We start from the raw sequence: 16,298 nt of genomic DNA, 5'->3' as shown, positions 1-16,298 counted from the left end.
AGCGGGAAGCCCCCTTCAAGATGAGTTTTCCCTGAGACTTCGAGTCTCCTAAAGGGCCCAGGAAGACTACCTGGTTGATAGGCAGGGTGTGTAAGCGCTGCGAGGCGTTGAGCTAACCTGTACTAATTGCCCGTGCGGCTTGGCCATATAACGCCCAAGAGGTGTTGGGTCGCCGACGGATCGATACGACGCTGAAGACCAGCAAACGGCTGGTTGGCAGTGAAAGAGAGTACGGACACGCTTGGTCCTGAAGAACCGCATTTTTGAGAAGCACCAGACTTGATTAGAGCGCATTCGGTGCGCTGTTACGACCGGTTATCGATACCGGCCATACAACAGCCGCCAACCAGTTTGCTTGACGACGATAGAGCTGTGGAACCACCTGATCCCTTGCCGAACTCAGAAGTGAAACGCAGCCTCGCCGATGGTAGTGTGGGGTCTCCCCATGTGAGAGTAGGTCATCGTCAAGCTTTTAATACCAACCCCAGGCCAGAGATGGTCTGGGGTTTTTTTATGCATGGGGGGACCCGCTTTTTATGTGGGGTCCCGAATCGTCGGACCGCCCCATATAAGAGTAGCGGAGCGCCGCCCGGGTCATCGTCAAGCTTTTAATACCAACCCCAGGCCAGAGAAGGTCTGGGTTTTTTTTATGTCTGAGGCTTCGGTTCGTCAGACGATGATCCGGCCGGCGCTCCGGGATTCTCATGAGAGCCGAAGCGTCGGACCGACCGTAGCGCCGGCCGCCGTGTGCGGACCAGTTATCGTCAAGCTTTCAGTGCCCCCCAGACCAGCAATGGTATGGGCGGTTCGACGCCTCGATTTTTTAATGCCTGTGGCTTTCGTTCGTCAGGTGATAATCCGGCCGGTCACGTCTCAAACAACCCTTTCCCCTTAAACCCGAATACCTTGGCCAAAATTACGTCCGGGAACGATTGAATACGGGTATTATATAGCTCTACGGCGTCGTTATAGCCATTGCGCAACAGTGACAAATAATTTTCCGTGGCTTCCAGCTGTTCCATGAACTCCGTGATCAGGCTGTTACCCTTTAGCTCAGGATAAGCTTCGACACGGGCTGATATCAGCTTTCCTAAAGTCCGTAACTGACTGGAATGCCGGTCAATCTGTTCCGGATGGTCGTCCAGTCTCGGGCTGGCTGTTCTTGCCTCGGTAAGGGCTGTCTGTAGCGCCTGCTCATGCTGAAGGTACCCTTGAAGCACTTGGTTAAGACGAGGAATCAGGTCGAACCTTCTTTGTAATACGGTTTGGATGTCAGCTTTTGCTTTGTCACATCGGTTGCGTAGAAAAATAATGTCGTTGTAATGGAGAATCATCGTATACAGAAAGAGGAACACCGGGGTTAGCAGCGCGGCCAGAAGCAGATCTGCTGGCGTCAGAGAGCCTGTGTAGGCCAGCAAGACCAACATTGCACCAAGTAAAAAGCCGAGGCTGACCGAGGTTAACAGAAAGCCCTGGGCTCCCTTGCGCTGTATGAGCTTCTGTTCATCCAGAGTGCTCAGGATAAAGGGCTGATCTTCTTCATGCTGAAGTGCGAGACGATCCGGACGAGCTATGTCCAGACCCGCAAAACCCAGACAATAGAGTTCATCGTCGGGTGGTATCCAGGATTCAGTAAAACGTCGACGACCCTGGCGATTTGTTGTTTTTTCAGCGTAGTGCAGCGTTGCCTTTTCTGGATAGATCCAGGTATTGCCAGTTTCGTCTTTCAGTTCAAATGGTATGCGCTGGTCAATTTCTTCCAGTGTAACCCAGCGGGATTTTTTGCCCGAGCCTCGCTTCTCCTGTTCAAGGTAGTGAAAAGCAATGCACGGGTTACCGGTCAATTTCGACGTCAGTGGCTCTGTGTTTAGGTCTATGGTGCCTTTAAGTTCCGAGAGTCCATAGCTTAGGCCAGTAGTTGCAGTGGTGGGAAGGTGTTCGATCATTCGTTTCAGTTTGATGCGCCTGACGCCCAACCACAAAAGCAGAATTGACAGCAAGGCACCGCCACTGCCTCCCAGTATCGCCACCCAGGTATTATCGAACCGGTTACTGGGTTGCAAGGCGATTTGGTTCACCGCTATTTGTCGCGCTTGGGGATCTATGCCTTCTGGTGTGGGAAAGTAATCCCCCGCCAATCGTTCAAAAAAGAGTCGATCAGGCCAGGGTTGTGCACCCCGGGTGATGAGTAATTGCATGGCGAGCAAGTCGGTTCGCTGTTCCAGGGTAGGCTCTGGATCTATCGCTGTGAGTCGCATCTGGTATAGGCTGGCGGCTCTTTGCCAGTCCCGCTCCAGTTGGTAGACACCTTGCCCCCAGAAGTAAGCGGTCATGATCAGCGTCATGGCGCTTACATACAGAATGAACCGGTGCACCCCCAGTCCAATGAGCAATAGTGCAACGCCCAAAGAAACCAAGCCTGCAGCCAGAGAAATAATCAAAGCAGCGCGCAACAAGCTCCTACCGCCGGCGGCCTGCAAGCTGGAGTCGGTGACGATTGGCGGCAGATTGACGTCCAGGTTGTTGAAAACGAAAGTCCGACTGCCCGGTTGAACACGACCCAATAGTTCAACCGTTTGTCCTTCGCTGAGAGTCCATTCGGAATAGATCAGATCCCCCTGGCGTTTACGGTACGTTCGGCTAACGGCCCAGTCTATGCTGCTGGTTGATAGGGTCGGGTTAACAGCTAAGGTGCCGGAATTGTCGCTAAGCCGGAAGCGAGTGCTGCGCTGACCACTGTCGAGTGTTCGGGTGCGCAGGTCACCGTCGGAATCATGGTACTCTTCCTCAAGCAGGTAGCGTACATACAAGGCTGGCTGTTTTGAGTAGGGGGCGGTTAACACGTTGCCATCTCGCTGGATGGTACCCGAAACGGCATAGGGGCCGCCGGCCAGGGCATTCACAGGTGTCATTGGCAGTCGTTCCATCTGCCGCGATTCGCTCAGTGTGGTGAAGCCCCAGTTAAAGCACAGTGTTGCCAGTATCAGGCTGATTGCGCCCAACACCACAGTCAGCAATCGTTTCAGCCAATAACCCATTGTTCTTCCCTGTCTTAGTGGTTAGCAAACCATAGTAAGGCAGTTGGCGTGGTGAATTCAAAGTCATGAAGGCCAAAGTGAGACACAAAAAAGGCGACCCGCTGGTCGCCTTAAGATGGAACGGTAAAAGATCTTAACGGAAGACGCGCTGACGTACCCTTTCCAGGTTGGTCAGAATGGCATCCAGTCGATCCGGGTTAACCATGAACTCCTGGAAACCTTTCATGCCTTCAGCCGCCATGGCCGGATCAGTATCACGATCGTAGAACTGGGCGGTACCGTCTGCAGCAGACAACATGTCCAGGCCTTGTTGCAAGAAGGTATTATCACCGGCTTCTGCGCTGGCGTTAGGTGGCAACTGGTTCAGACCCAGGTTCAGCTTGGTTTGCACGTCTGTTTGAGCGACATAAGCCAGGAAGCGCTTGGCATCTTCTTTATTGCTGGCCCGAGCAGGAATGTGCACGGTATCGGTCGGTGCATCTTCATACATGCCGACGTTCGGATCAATTTGAGGGAACTGGAAGAAATCAAAGTTTGACCCCTCTGGGAAGCTGGGCGTCAGGAAGTTGCCCATCAGGTACATGCCTGCTTCACCATTAAGCAAGGGAGCCTGAGCTTCCTGCCAGCTATAAGATGCATGATTTTCCAGGAAATACCCGCCATCGATCAACTGACGCCAGTTCTCGAACGTCGCACGGACACGGTCGTCGGTATACGGAATCTTTCCGTCCATCAGGTCGATGTGAAAGTCCAGTCCGTTGGTGCGCAGGTTGAGGTAATCAAACCAGCCAGCGGCGGTCCAGAGAAACTTGGTGCCGATGGTGATGGGCGTGTATCCACTATCCTTGAGAGTCTGGTTGACGGTCATGAACTCGTCCCAGGTTTGTGGTTCACTCAGCCCCAGCTCATTAAAGATATCGGCGTTGTAGTAAATACCCCATTGATAATAAGTCGCTGGTACACCGTACTGTTCACCATCAACCGTCATGGATGCCCTGGTTGACCTGAAGTTGGCGCTCATGTTGTTGTCGGACCAGACATCAGTGACAGGTTCAAGCAGACCCCTGTCTACAAAGTACTTCATCCGGTTACCCGCGAACCAGAACACGATATCGGGTGGTGACGTCACCAGCCAGTTACGAATGGCGCTCTTGTAGCCTTCGTGGTCGTATTCATTCATGCGCACTTCAATATCGGGGTTTGCCGCTTCAAAATCGGCAATGATTTCTCCCCATGCGGCTTTCGGAGCCGGGTCAGACTGGTTTGAGTTAATGACAAGCGTGCCTGCACTGGCCTGGCTCATCAATAAGGCACCGATGGCACTGGCTGTCAGTAAGGTTTTCAGTTTCATAGCCTCGTCCTTCTTTTTTGTTGTGATACATCTGGGGCGAGCCCCATTTCAATGTGATAACGGTAGGCCGGTATCACGGTTCTTCGCGCTTGCGCGCTTTCTTTTGCGTCGCTGACTGAGGTCAGCGCATCAAATCTGTTCATCTAACCTTCGGTCAGCGCCAGCACCAGCAGACTGTCGGGGTCCATCACGGGCAGTGGCAAGCCCAGAGTAGCCAGACTTTCACCGGTTAGTTGTACATTTTCCCGCGTCATCCAGGCCGGAACCACTTTCATTAGGTGACCGGTTTTTTCCGACTGCAAAAGAACCGATACGCTGTAGTGTGTGCCGAGCTTCAGTCCGGGAATTTTGAGCGAACCGGGCACCGACAGTTCCGGCATATCCTGCTGAAATACGCTGATCAGATGATGTGGTTCAGCGCTGACCTGGAAGGCAATCTGGTTCGGATCTACCGGCTCAAGTGACTGGCGGATACCTCCATGAATGACAGCTCTCCAGGTTTTGTGCATCGCGATGGCGTCGGTCAGCGCTTGCCTGTCGTTGTCATTCAACTGGCGAACATCCCATTCGATACCCATGTGACCGAACAGTGCAGTCCCCGCCCGAACGGTCGTGGTGTGTTGTCGCCCTGTGGTATGACTGTGTGCAGGGCCAATGTGGCTCCCCAGCACTTCAGCAGGAAAGAACAAAGCGGCCCATTGCTGCATGCGCTGACGTTCATGAGCGTCGTTGCAGTCGCTGAGCCAGAAACGGTGCGTGTGTTTCAAGATGCCATAGTCCATGCGCGCTCCGCCGGAGGCGCAAGACTCGATTTCGACGCGAGGGTGCGCCTCGCGCAACTTCGCCAGCAAAGCGTACAGTGCTTTGGTTTGACGAAAGGTAGCGGCCAGCCCCCGGGCGTCAGCGGCCTGTACCAAATCTCGATTCATGTCCCACTTGAGGTATCGGATGGGGTACTCGTTAAGCAGGGCATTCAAATGATCAAATAGGTAGGTCTGAACGTCCTCGCGGGTAAGGTCCAGAATGCGCTGCTGGCGGGCCAGTGGTTGATGTTGACCAGCAATTGCCAGCACCCAGTCCGGGTGTTGCCGATAGAGGTTTGAATCCGGGTTCACCATTTCGGGCTCGACCCAGAGCCCGAACTCCAGCCCGGTGCGTTTCAGCGTTGCTGCCAGTGGGTGTAATTTTTCCGGGTACAGGCTTTCATCGACGGTCCAGTCTCCGAGCCCGGCACTGTCATCACGGCGCCCCTGGAACCAGCCATCATCCAGCACATACCGTTCTGCACCCACTGCTGCCGCTGCCTCGGCCAGGTTGTCCAGCGCCTCCTGGGTGTGATCAAAATAGATGGCTTCCCAGGTGTTAATATGAACGGGGCGAGGGCCCTCGTTTGGCCAGGTCATGAGATTTTGGCGGACAAATTGCTGGAAATTTCTGGCGATGCCATTGAATCCGGCAGATGATCGCGTGGCATAAAGCACCGGGGCCGTAAAGTGTGCCCCTGGTGCCAGACGTACCTCTCCTGGCAAGAGATGAGCGCCAGCCTGGAACTGAGTCAGACCCTGTTGATTTCGTTCTACTCGCTGGCGGTGGTTTCCGCTCCAGCCTAAATGAAAAGCGCACACATCCCCGTGATTTGCTCCAAAGCCCGCTGTGCCGGTAAGCAGCCCCGGGAAATGGTCGTGGGACGTTCGACCTTTAAGATTGGTCAATTCCAGGGCCCCGATGGGCAGCGACTGTCGTCTCGGCTGAAATTCATTGACCCAGCGACCGGTGAACGTCAATACATCGGTGTGCTCGCGGGGTAAAGGCAGAGTCGTCAGCCATTGCTCAAGTGACAGCTCCGCCTCACTCAGATTGGTCACCTGAGTGTTAATAGCCAGAACATCCGTGGCGGCATCCAAGGTGACGTGCCAGTGCAGTCGGATCAAACCCGACAGGCTCACCAGCTCAAACACCAGGTCAGTGTCTGTTGCCTGGGTAGCGGCCAATTGCCATTGCTCTGCCCAGCCCTGTCCGTTTTGGTGCGAACGTAAAGCGGGCTCAAGAAAGGTGCCGTCCGCCAGGGTCGGCGCAATGCTCAATGGCCGAATTTCATCCAAACCGGCCTGCGGCAGCGCGGGTTCCCAAAGTATTGGGTCGGGGGACTGCTGCAGTCTGCTCCCCCAGTAGCGAACTGCAGGCGCCGCGTCGGGCAGCGCCTCGATCAGCAGGGTTGAGCTGTGTGAATGCAATGCATAAACCGTCATGATTACCCCTTGGTCGCCCCCAGTGTCAGGCCGGCGATGAAGTGACGCTGCATGGCGAAGAACAGAATAACTGGCGGAAGTGCGGCCACAATGGACCCTGCCGAAATCAGTTGCCATGAAGCCAGCCATTGACCGCGCAGGGCGCTGATGCCTGCGGTAATGGGTCTCACTTCATCGCTTTGGACGAGCACCAGTGCCCAGAAATAATCGTTCCAGATAAAGGTGAAGATCAACACTGACAGGGCGGCGAGTGCAGGCCGCACCAGAGGCAAAACAATCTTGGTAAAAATCTGCCATTCACTGGCACCTTCCAGGCGACATGACTCGAATAACTCATCGGGCAAACCGACAATGAAGTTGCGCATGAACAAGGTACAGAAACCGGTCTGAAAGGCGGTATGGAAGATGATCAGGGCCCAGATGGTGTCATAGAGGCCGGTTTGAATGGTCAGGTCGCGAACCGGAATCATCAGAATCTGAAACGGCACAAAGTTGCCACCGATAAAGACCGCGAAGATGGCGATCCGGCCGGTAAACTTGTACTTGGCAAGCGCGAAGCCAGCCATGGTCGCCAGCCCAACCGAAAAAATCATCACAGGCACCGTGACCAGCACACTGTTTAGCAGGTAGCGGCCCATGTTGGTTCGGGCGAACACTTCCGTGTAATTTTCAATGAGCATCCACTGTTCTGGCCAGCCCCAATAGTTGCCTGCGTTGATATCGGCAATAGAGCGCACGGAGGTCATCATGATTGCGGCCAGGGGGAGTAGCCATATCAGGATCGTCAGAGGTAGCGCAACCTTATAGCTTATCTGAGTTAGGCGAGACGTTTGTTGTATGGGAGTCGGAAACATGTCTTATCCTCGTTCCGCACGCAGCATGCGCCACAGGAAAAATGCGATGTACAACAGCATCAGCAGGAACAGGACGGTGGCAATGGCAGCGCCATAGCCCATGCGATAGCTGAAGATGGATTGTTCATACATGAAAAAAGCGAGCACCGATGTACTGCCGTAGGGGCCGCCGCCGGTCATGGTGGCGACCAGGTCGAATGAGCGCAGCGCGCCGATGACGGTTACGACCACAGCGATGAACGTCGCCGGGCGCAATTGTGGAATGATGACTTTCCAAAGCATGCTCCAGCCGTGGGCGCCATCCATTCGGGCCGCTTCTATTTGATCCGGGCTGAGATTGTTGAGACCGGTCAGGTACAGAATCATGGTATAGGCGATCTGGGGCCAGAGACCGGCTGCAATGATGCCGTAGGTTGCCATGGATTCACTGGCCAGAATTGGCAGGGGTTCGAAGCCGAAAACTCCAATGATGTCCTGCAGCAGGCCGGAACTGGGGTCGTAGAACCAGGAGAAAACAACGCCGACGATGACCTGGGAGATGACAAACGGAAAGAAGAAAAGAGACTTAACCGCCCGAATACCCAACACTTGCTGGTTCAGAAACAGGGCGACACCCAATCCGATGGGAACAGCCAGCATGTAGAAGATTAACCAGAGGACGTTGTTCCACAGCGATGTCCAGAACTGAGGGTCTTCCAAGAGCTCCGCATAGTTGCCGAAACCGATGAATACTTTATCGCCAATACCGTCCCAGTCGAAGAAACTGATCCAGATACTTTGGAAAATTGGGATGATGACATAAACAGCGAACAGCAACATGGCTGGTAACATAAACAGCCATGGTGTCAGTGCATGCCATCTGCTTTGACCAGATGTCTCCTGCACGTGCAAATACCTCGTTTACATTCTTATGGTTATTTTTAGCGACTGTGATCGACGCTTTTAATTCTAGATTGATAGAGAGTATGAGCACGCTTGGTAACGTTTTCAAGAAAATTTTCAAAGAAAGTGCCCGGCAACGGGTTGAATGGCTGAGAGCCCGGTATGGCGGGGGAATGGAAATAACGGTGTGTGGCTGAAATCGTTTTCTTGGGTGGGCCTTTTGTCGGTTTAGCGATGAAGATTAAACTTGAGTAATGGCTGTTGTTTGCCCTGAGTTAGAGCGTCAGAGGGTAATGCAGGCCCTCGGTGCGAGAGCCTGTTTTGGCGGTTTAAAGGGGCTTTGGCGTCATCATGGTTGGCACCATCAAACAGTCATGTGTCAGTCAATAAAGGTTGTCTGTGTTGCCGTCAGGGTCGAGAGCCGAACGTTCCAGCGTTCCATGCCAGAGCGGCTGTAGAGGTAGTTGCCGGCTTCGCCCTGAATGATAGGAATACTGCTCGGGTGAATGTCTCGAAGAATCAGGTCGGCCATTCGGGCCGCGGTTTTCCCCTGATCGTAGCCTGACAGCACATAGCCACCCGCTGTCATGCCCTCGCCGACAAAAAAGTCCCAGAAGGCAAACAGGGGAATCCGGGACTCCCGGTAGGCCAGTGCCATCAGGTCGTCGGGTTCGGCGTAACGCTGATCACGGTAGCGAAGGGTGTGGTGAGTACCAAAAATGACCGCATCGTAGGTTAGATGGGCCGTGCGAATGGCCTCCTGCCAGCGTTCGGCTTCATTGGTCAGTAACAGGTCGAGTTGGCTGCCCTGAATGTCTATCTGGCGGCTGTCGCCCCAGGCTTCATTCACGGCGTTACGCATGGTTTCGGAATCGTCCATGAGCACCAGGAAGCGGTCTTTTTGAGTTAGAACCTTGCGCAGGTGACGCACCGTCTGGCGAAACAAAGGGCGTTCGAGCACACCGGTCAGCATCTCCATATCACCCAGGCCGTATTGCGCGGGAGTGCCATTAACGCCAAAAAACACGATAGGAATGTTTGCTTGCTTCAGGCGAGGGCCCATGTAGGCGAGTGCGTTGTCGTCACCCATCAGGATAACGTCCGGGGCCAGTGCCAGGGTTTGTTCGGTCAGCTTGTCAGCCTGGCTATCGAACTGAGCAGGAGGCAGCCGTTTGGTGTCAAGATAAAGGGTGTTGATGGTATGGGCACCGCCCAGGACTTCATCTATTGCCTTCAGGTAATCTGCATCCCAGGGGTATTCAGGGTGGTAGCTCTCAATCACCAGAACGGTCGCCGCCCACGACGGCGTGCAAGCTAGCCACAGAAGTGCCAGGTAAACGGTTCGAATCATGTTTGGCTCCCATTGTTTTTGTTGTGCCGCAGAACAAGGGAGTTCTGACGGGGGAGCCTGAGCATAACGAAGTCGCTGCCGGGCGAACCTCGGTTATTGGTAGGAGGTTGTCATGCTGACTGTCCGGGGAGCGGTTCTTTAACCCAGTGTACCTGAACACCGGCTTCTTCAAACATGGATTCACTGATGATGATTTTCTCCCCCCACCGCGACAGGAAATCTTCGGTCTGGACCGGGCAGTGCACCATGGTTATGCCGGTTTGAATGATTTTGGCGGCGCAATTGGGGCAAGGGAAGTGGGTTACCCATATTTCGCAGTTGGCCAGGTCCCGTTTTGCAAAGAGAATGGCGTTTTCTTCAGCATGGATGGTTTTGGCATACTTCATCTCACGATCATCAGTATCAGCACGATCTGATACACCGTGCGGGTAGCCATTAAAACCCAGCGATACCACCCGGTTGCCCTGAGTGATGACTGCACCCACCTGAGTAGACGGATCCTTGCTCCACGAGCCCACCAACTCCGCCATTTGAAAGAACCGCTGTGCCCATTTGCTCGCCATACATTACCCCTTGCCTGGTTAGGATGTTACGTCAGTCTACCGGTGAGGCAAGGCGCTGTCCCGCCTGAACCGCTTAGGCGTACTCGCCGTTACCGATTTTTGCTATTGTGCCCCTACGTAGTCTGTTTTTTTCGGAGTTTGAATTGATGTCAGCCAACCCAGTATTGGTCGAAGTGGTTCGTGGTGAAGCTATTGAGAGTACCCATCGAGGTCGAGCGGTTATTGTGCGCAGCAGCGGTGAAACGCTGTGGTCGGTGGGCGATGTCAATGCGCTGACGTATCCGCGTTCTGCGATTAAAGCATTTCAGGCATTGCCGATGGTTGCCAGCGGTGCGGCCAGGGCCTTTGGGTTTACACCAGCCGAGCTTGCGCTGACCTGTGCTTCTCACAACGGTGAAATGATTCACGTTGAGACGGCTCTGGCGATGCTGGAAAAACTGCAGCTGACCGAACCGGCGCTGGAGTGTGGCGTGCACTGGCCAATGCAGCAGCAGGCGCTGATTGATCTGGCCTGGCAGCGGCAGAAACCCGGAGCTCGACACAATAACTGCTCTGGAAAGCACGTGGGTATGCTGGCACTGGCTCGCCATATGGACTGGGAAACCCAGGGTTACATCGAAGTGGATCACCCGGTGCAGGTGGCCATTCGCGAATGCATTGAAACCTGCTGCGATACCCGCTTGGAGGGCGCGCCGATAGCACCGGACGGCTGCAGCGCACCAACCTGGGCCATGCCATTGAAAAATCTGGCTCTGGGGTTCGCCCGCTTTGGGGATCCGGAGCAACTGCCGGGCATGTATCAGCAAGCCGCCTTGCAGCTCTATGATGCCGTTGTCAGTGAGCCAATGATGGTGGCAGGCACCGACCGCTATTGCACTGAAGTCATGGCAGACCTGAACGACCGGGCGTTTCTCAAGGTTGGTGCAGAAGGGGTGTATATCGCAGCAATTCCGGAGCTAACTGCGGGTATCGCGCTAAAAATGGATAGCGGCTCCGCTGCGGCAGCGGAGACTGCATTGACGGCAATTCTCAGTCGGCTGGGACTGCCCGTTAATCAGAAGTGGATGTCCCCGGAAATTCGCAACTGGAATCAGCGCCTGACAGGCTATTGGCGGCCGGTCGATAGCAGCTTTTCCAGTTTGTCGCCGCTGTCACGGCGCGGCTGACTATTTAGCCAGTCAGGAAATAGTCGTTAATGAACTGAAATTCAATACGTACGTCGACGGCCCTCATGCCTGCCGCTCGGGCGGCTTCGAGGCCGAGGTCGGCATCTTCGAAGACCACGCACTCAACGGGTGCGCAACCCATGTGGCTGGCACAAGCCAGAAAGGTGTCGGGCGCTGGTTTGGGGTGGCTTACCTGGTCAGCGCCGATAACGATGTCGAAGAGCGATAAAAGGCCGCAATGCTGAAGAATAACCCGGGCTTCTGCCGTGTAGGCGCCCGTTCCCACAGCCATGGGCAGGCGCCCCTGGTACTGGCGAGCCAGGTCGGCTAACGCCGTTGGCTTGACATATCGAGGCGCCAGCTCTGCCACTAACGCTTCCTTGAACGCATTCATCTCGTCCAGGGGCGCGATCAGCGGGCGCCCGGTTTCTATCGACACCCGTTCCAGCGTTTCCCGGGTAGGAACGCCTGCCAGGCTGTTCATTAGCCGTGCATCAACGGGTAAGGCGTATTTAGACAGCGTCTCTCGCCAGGCGATTTCGTGCAAAGGCCCGCTTTCAACCAGGGTGCCGTCCATATCAAAAACAAGGCCGCAAAACGGTGTCACGTCAAACATTCGGTTGTCCTAGCAGTGTCCGGATACCCAATCACTAAATGGGGAAACAGACTGGTAAAAGCCGGGAGTATACGGGAAATTGGAGCGCTAATCAGCGCTCGCCGAGGAGGTCCCTCAGTGCCGATTCCAGATCCGGAAATGCGAAGGTGAAACCTTCCTCTTTTAGCCGGCTCGGGACGACCCACTGGCCGTTAAGAACCAGGTCAGCCAGTTCGCCCATCCCCCAGCGGACTGGCGTAGCCGGTACTTTAAGCCAGTAGGGTCTATGCAGCTGATTGGCCAGAGCTCGACTGAAGGTATTCTGCGAAACCGGACCGGGCGCGGTCAGATTGACAGGACCGGTGAGGCCCTGTTCGTGTAACCAGGTGATTGCGTTAACCCAATCCGTTTCGTGAATCCAGGATTGGCCCTGGTTGCCATGGCCCAACCTGGCTGCCAAGCCCAGACGCGCCGGCAAAGCCAGTTGCTTCAGTAAACCGCCCCGATTGCTGAGAACCAGCCCGGTTCTCACCAGGGTGATCTTTTTAATCGCGGTTTGACCTGCCAGCGCACAGGCTTCCCAGTCTGCCACCATTTGGGCGGAAAAATCGGTTCCGGCTGGGGACTGCTCGGTGACCGTCTCAGTGGTGGAACCGTAGTAACCTATTGCGGAACCACTGATCAGATGATCTATGTGATATTTTTCACGGGTCACCTGGGCGAGCAAATCCTGGGTGACGCCGATGCGAGAATCCCGCAATGCCCGTTTGCGCTGAGCCGTCCACCGACCACCGGCAATGCTGGCGCCGGCAAGGTTAATAGCCAATTCAAAGTTGCCACTCAGTTCATTGGGCGTGTGAACCGGGGTAATATGGCGAGCCAACTCGGGCTGAGGGTGTGTGCGATGTATCAGCCCCCAAACCTCATGGCCTAACTGAGAATAATGCCGGGCAAGTTGTGAGCCTAGCAAGCCGGTGACGCCGGTAATCAGGACTTTCATGTTCGCTCCATTGAAATAATGACTTTAGTAACCACTTATACGCACGGTATTCCCGGTCAGTTTGTCTGACCGATCAGCATAGCAGCAAAGTTTCAGTCGCCATGCCACGTCGGTGTTAACCCTGCCGATGATTTGCGCATAGCGCCTTTACTGACTACCAAAACAGGACTTCCATGACCAAAGCGCTTGAAATCCAACAGCTTCGAAAGGTCTATGACAATGGTTTTGTCGCCCTTAAAGGCATTGATCTGAGCGTTGAAGAGGGTGATTTCTTTGCCCTGCTGGGTCCCAATGGGGCCGGAAAATCCACAACACTGGGGATTGTGTCCTCGCTGGTCAACAAGGGCGAGGGCAAAGTATTTGTCTGCGGCTATGACCTTGATACGCAGCGCGAAGCCGTTAAGCGCAGCCTCGGTGTGGTACCACAGGAATTCAATTTCAATTCCTTTGAAAAAGTTCAGGACATCATCGTTCAGCAAGCCGGTTACTACGGACTGAAGCGCAAACTGGCCGAGGCGAGGTCTGAGACCTACCTCAAACAACTGGATCTGTGGGATAAGCGTGATGTTCCGGCGCGCATGCTGTCGGGCGGTATGAAGCGCAGGCTGATGATCGCCAGAGCGCTGGTGCATGAACCACGCATGTTGATTCTGGATGAGCCGACTGCTGGCGTGGATATCGAAATACGCCGTTCGATGTGGGCCTTTCTGAAACGCATCAACAAGCAAGGCACCACCATCATTCTGACCACGCATTATCTGGAAGAGGCTGAGAGCCTGTGCCGTAACATCGCCATCATTGATAACGGCGAAATTGTGGCCCAGGCACCGACGAAAACGCTGCTTAAAGGCAAGCAGCGTTCGACCTATGTAGTGGATGTCCGGGGCACCCTGACCATCGCCCCTGAGCTTGAAGGTTTCAACAGCCGTTTGGTGGATGAACACAGTATCGAGTTTGATCTGACTCGCGAGCAGACCCTGAACGAGGTATTTGCCTTACTTCAAGCCAAGGGGCTGGAGGTAACCAGCATCAGACCCAAGACCAACCGCCTCGAAGAGCTGTTCGTCGACCTGACCACCAACAGTAAACAGGAGGCCGACGCGTGAATCATCCTTACTGGGTCGCTTTTTCTGCCATTGTGTATAAAGAAGTGCGCCGTTTTATGCGCATCTGGATGCAAACCTTGCTTCCCCCAGCCATTACGATGGTGCTGTACTTCATTATCTTTGGCAATCTGATCGGCAGTCGCATCGGCACGATGGATGGCTACGATTACATGCAGTTTATCGTTCCGGGCCTGATCATGATGACCGTGATCACCAATAGTTATGGCAACGTCAGTTCGAGTTTCTTTTCCAATAAGTTTCAGAAATCGATCGAAGAACTGATGGTGTCGCCCGTGCCGAATTGGATCATCTTGCTCGGCTTTGTGGTCGGTGGTGTCACCCGCGGGTTGGCTTGCGGTCTGATCGTGACCGTGCTGAGTCTGTGGTTTACGGACCTTCAGGTGCATAATGCCTTTGTAACGCTCAGTGTGATATTGCTGACCGCCGTAGTGTTTGCAACCGCCGGACTGATCAACGCCATTTTCGCCACCAAATTTGACGACGTTACCATTGTGCCGACCTTTATTCTGACGCCCCTGACTTACCTCGGTGGGGTGTTTTATTCGGTATCCTTATTGCCGGAAGTGTGGCAGTGGGTCAGTAAGCTGAACCCTATTTTGTACATGGTAAATACCTTCCGCTATGGCATCATTGGACACAGCGATATCCCTGTGCTGGCTGCTTATGGCATGCTGCTTATGTTCACCGGTTTACTGATGAGTTGGGCGCTGTATTTGTTGCACACCGGCCGCGGTTTGCGCAGCTGATCTGACTCGGGAGTCTGACTATGGCCACCACCCCTGAAGCTTCTCCGCTGGGTAAAACCAGTGCCTATATCGATCACTACGATGCCGGGCTATTGTTCCCAATTGAGCGCCAGGAAAAACGCGATGAGATCGGCGTCGACGGTCGGGCGCTGCCCTTTCAGGGTGTGGATGTGTGGAATGCCTACGAATTATCCTGGTTGAATCCCCGGGGTAAGCCGGTGGTAGCCATGGGAGAAGTCTTCATTCCGGCCAATTCGCCCTGTTTGATCGAATCGAAGTCATTCAAGCTGTATTTGAATTCATTGAACCAGACCCGGTTTGATAGCGTTCGTGCCGTGGCGGCCGTGCTGGAACGTGATTTGTCGGCCGCAGCAGGTGCCTCCGTTCGGGTAACGCTGGTACCGCTCAGTCAGATGGGTCATAGCGCTGATATTACTACCTTGGCGGGTGACTGCCTGGATGAACTCGATATCGAGGTAACGCATTACCAGGCGCGTCCCGAGTTGCTACAGGCCGATGTAACCCAGGAGGTGGACGAGGTTCTTAACAGTCATTTGTTGAAATCCAATTGCCTGGTGACCGGTCAGCCGGACTGGGGCAGCGTGGTGATAGACTACAGCGGACCTCGTATTGACCGGGACGCGCTGTTGAAATATCTGATTTCATTTCGACAGCACAACGAGTTTCATGAGCAATGTGTTGAACGGATTTTTCAGGACCTGAGTCAGCAGTGTGGTTGTAAGCGACTAACCGTCTATGCACGTTATGTGCGGCGTGGTGGGTTGGACATCAATCCGTACCGGTCAAATGACGAGGCGTTTGTCGCGGATAACCGGCGACTGGTGCGCCAGTAGTCCACACTGAACGCTCCTGGCGTTCAGTCGAACCGGAGGGTTCGTCCACACCGCTCGCACAACCAGATACCACAAAAAAGCCCCCGATCCTTGCGGAGCGCAGTGGACTTAGTGGCTTAATTTAGCCCGGGAGGGATTGGCCGGGGCACATCCTTGTGCCCCGCACTGCGTGCGCCTTTGGCGGCCCTGAACGCTCCTGTCGTTCAGTCGAACCGGAGGGTTCGTCCACACCGCTCGCACAACCAGATACCACAAAAAAGCCCCCGATCCTTGCGGAGCGGGGGCTTTTTTGTGGTATCTGGCGGTGAGAGAGGGATTCGAACCCTCGATACGTTTCCGTATACACACTTTCCAGGCGTGCGCCTTCAGCCACTCGGCCACCTCACCAAAACAGGTCGTTTGCGCAGTGGCAAACAACGGCGGCGAAGGTTATAGGATGACGGGTTGTTTTGCAAGTTATTGAGGCAAAACAACCAGTTAGGCAATATCAGCCAGGCAACGTAGCGCACGTTCGCTACGCAG

13 protein-coding genes, 1 tRNA gene and 2 rRNA genes are annotated in these 16,298 nt (G+C 54.5%); 6 read left to right on the top strand and 10 right to left on the bottom strand.

All coding sequences use genetic code 11. The annotated features are described in order from the left end of the window. Together G565_RS0106535 and rrf are read left to right on the top strand one after the other, a co-directional pair. A 23S ribosomal RNA gene (locus tag G565_RS0106535) occupies positions 1-147 on the top strand; the annotation flags it as partial. Between the two features lie 207 nt (positions 148-354). After that, positions 355-470, top strand: a 5S ribosomal RNA gene (rrf, locus tag G565_RS0106530). A 396-nt stretch (positions 471-866) separates the two neighbouring features. Here the strand turns inward: rrf and G565_RS0106525 are convergent. The 7 genes from G565_RS0106525 to G565_RS0106495 form a co-directional block, all read right to left on the bottom strand. Next, entirely contained in the window at positions 867-3,038 is a 2,172-nt protein-coding gene (locus G565_RS0106525; protein ID WP_028670212.1) for a LemA family protein, read from the bottom strand. Between the two features lie 133 nt (positions 3,039-3,171). Then, on the bottom strand, positions 3,172-4,389 hold the full coding sequence (locus G565_RS0106520) for an ABC transporter substrate-binding protein (protein ID WP_028670211.1): 1,218 nt from the start codon (positions 4,387-4,389) through the stop codon (positions 3,172-3,174). Positions 4,390-4,532: 143 nt separating this feature from the next. Next, complete coding sequence (locus G565_RS0106515) at positions 4,533-6,638, bottom strand: alpha-galactosidase (RefSeq protein ID WP_037337940.1); 2,106 nt, start codon at positions 6,636-6,638, stop codon at positions 4,533-4,535. 2 nt (positions 6,639-6,640) lie between these two features. After that, positions 6,641-7,492 (bottom strand): carbohydrate ABC transporter permease, encoded by an 852-nt coding sequence (locus tag G565_RS0106510; RefSeq protein ID WP_028670209.1) that lies wholly within the window; start codon positions 7,490-7,492, stop codon positions 6,641-6,643. Between the two features lie 3 nt (positions 7,493-7,495). Next, positions 7,496-8,311, bottom strand: coding sequence for a carbohydrate ABC transporter permease (locus G565_RS0106505; RefSeq protein WP_245584140.1), 816 nt, complete (start codon positions 8,309-8,311; stop codon positions 7,496-7,498). 442 nt (positions 8,312-8,753) lie between these two features. Continuing rightward, positions 8,754-9,725, bottom strand: a complete 972-nt coding sequence (locus G565_RS0106500; RefSeq protein WP_051207483.1) for an ABC transporter substrate-binding protein — start codon at positions 9,723-9,725, stop codon at positions 8,754-8,756. Between the two features lie 110 nt (positions 9,726-9,835). After that, positions 9,836-10,288: a dCMP deaminase family protein gene (locus G565_RS0106495; protein ID WP_028670206.1), complete on the bottom strand. Its 453-nt coding sequence runs from the start codon at positions 10,286-10,288 to the stop codon at positions 9,836-9,838. Between the two features lie 146 nt (positions 10,289-10,434). Between G565_RS0106495 and G565_RS23240 the strand changes: the two genes are divergently transcribed. Beyond that, on the top strand, positions 10,435-11,454 hold the full coding sequence (locus G565_RS23240; RefSeq protein WP_051207481.1) for an asparaginase: 1,020 nt from the start codon (positions 10,435-10,437) through the stop codon (positions 11,452-11,454). A gap of 4 nt (positions 11,455-11,458) precedes the next feature. On the opposite strand, the gene G565_RS0106485 is transcribed toward G565_RS23240, so the two are convergent. After that, positions 11,459-12,070, bottom strand: a complete 612-nt coding sequence (locus G565_RS0106485; protein WP_028670205.1) for an HAD-IA family hydrolase — start codon at positions 12,068-12,070, stop codon at positions 11,459-11,461. 91 nt (positions 12,071-12,161) lie between these two features. Continuing rightward, entirely contained in the window at positions 12,162-13,049 is an 888-nt protein-coding gene (locus G565_RS0106480) for a TIGR01777 family oxidoreductase (protein WP_028670204.1), read from the bottom strand. Between the two features lie 173 nt (positions 13,050-13,222). On the opposite strand from G565_RS0106480, the gene G565_RS0106475 reads away from it, so the two are divergent. From G565_RS0106475 to queF, 3 genes are read left to right on the top strand one after another with little or no spacing between them, the layout of a single operon-like run. Next, positions 13,223-14,155 (top strand): ABC transporter ATP-binding protein, encoded by a 933-nt coding sequence (locus G565_RS0106475; RefSeq protein WP_028670203.1) that lies wholly within the window; start codon positions 13,223-13,225, stop codon positions 14,153-14,155. Continuing rightward, the gene (locus G565_RS0106470; RefSeq protein ID WP_028670202.1) at positions 14,152-14,922 is read left to right on the top strand and encodes an ABC transporter permease; all 771 of its coding nucleotides are present in this window, start codon (positions 14,152-14,154) and stop codon (positions 14,920-14,922) included. The genes G565_RS0106475 and G565_RS0106470 overlap by 4 nt, the downstream gene beginning before the upstream one ends. A gap of 20 nt (positions 14,923-14,942) precedes the next feature. Then, on the top strand, positions 14,943-15,776 hold the full coding sequence (gene queF / locus G565_RS0106465; RefSeq protein ID WP_028670201.1) for an NADPH-dependent 7-cyano-7-deazaguanine reductase QueF: 834 nt from the start codon (positions 14,943-14,945) through the stop codon (positions 15,774-15,776). A gap of 299 nt (positions 15,777-16,075) precedes the next feature. On the opposite strand, the gene G565_RS0106460 is transcribed toward queF, so the two are convergent. Beyond that, positions 16,076-16,163: transfer RNA gene (locus G565_RS0106460), tRNA-Ser, on the bottom strand. Positions 16,164-16,298: the final 135 nt, after the last annotated feature.

Origin of the sequence: Saccharospirillum impatiens DSM 12546 (assembly GCF_000423605.1) — a bacterium.
Taxonomy (GTDB): domain Bacteria; phylum Pseudomonadota; class Gammaproteobacteria; order Pseudomonadales; family Natronospirillaceae; genus Saccharospirillum; species Saccharospirillum impatiens.
This window is presented reverse-complemented; position numbering and strand designations above follow the sequence as displayed.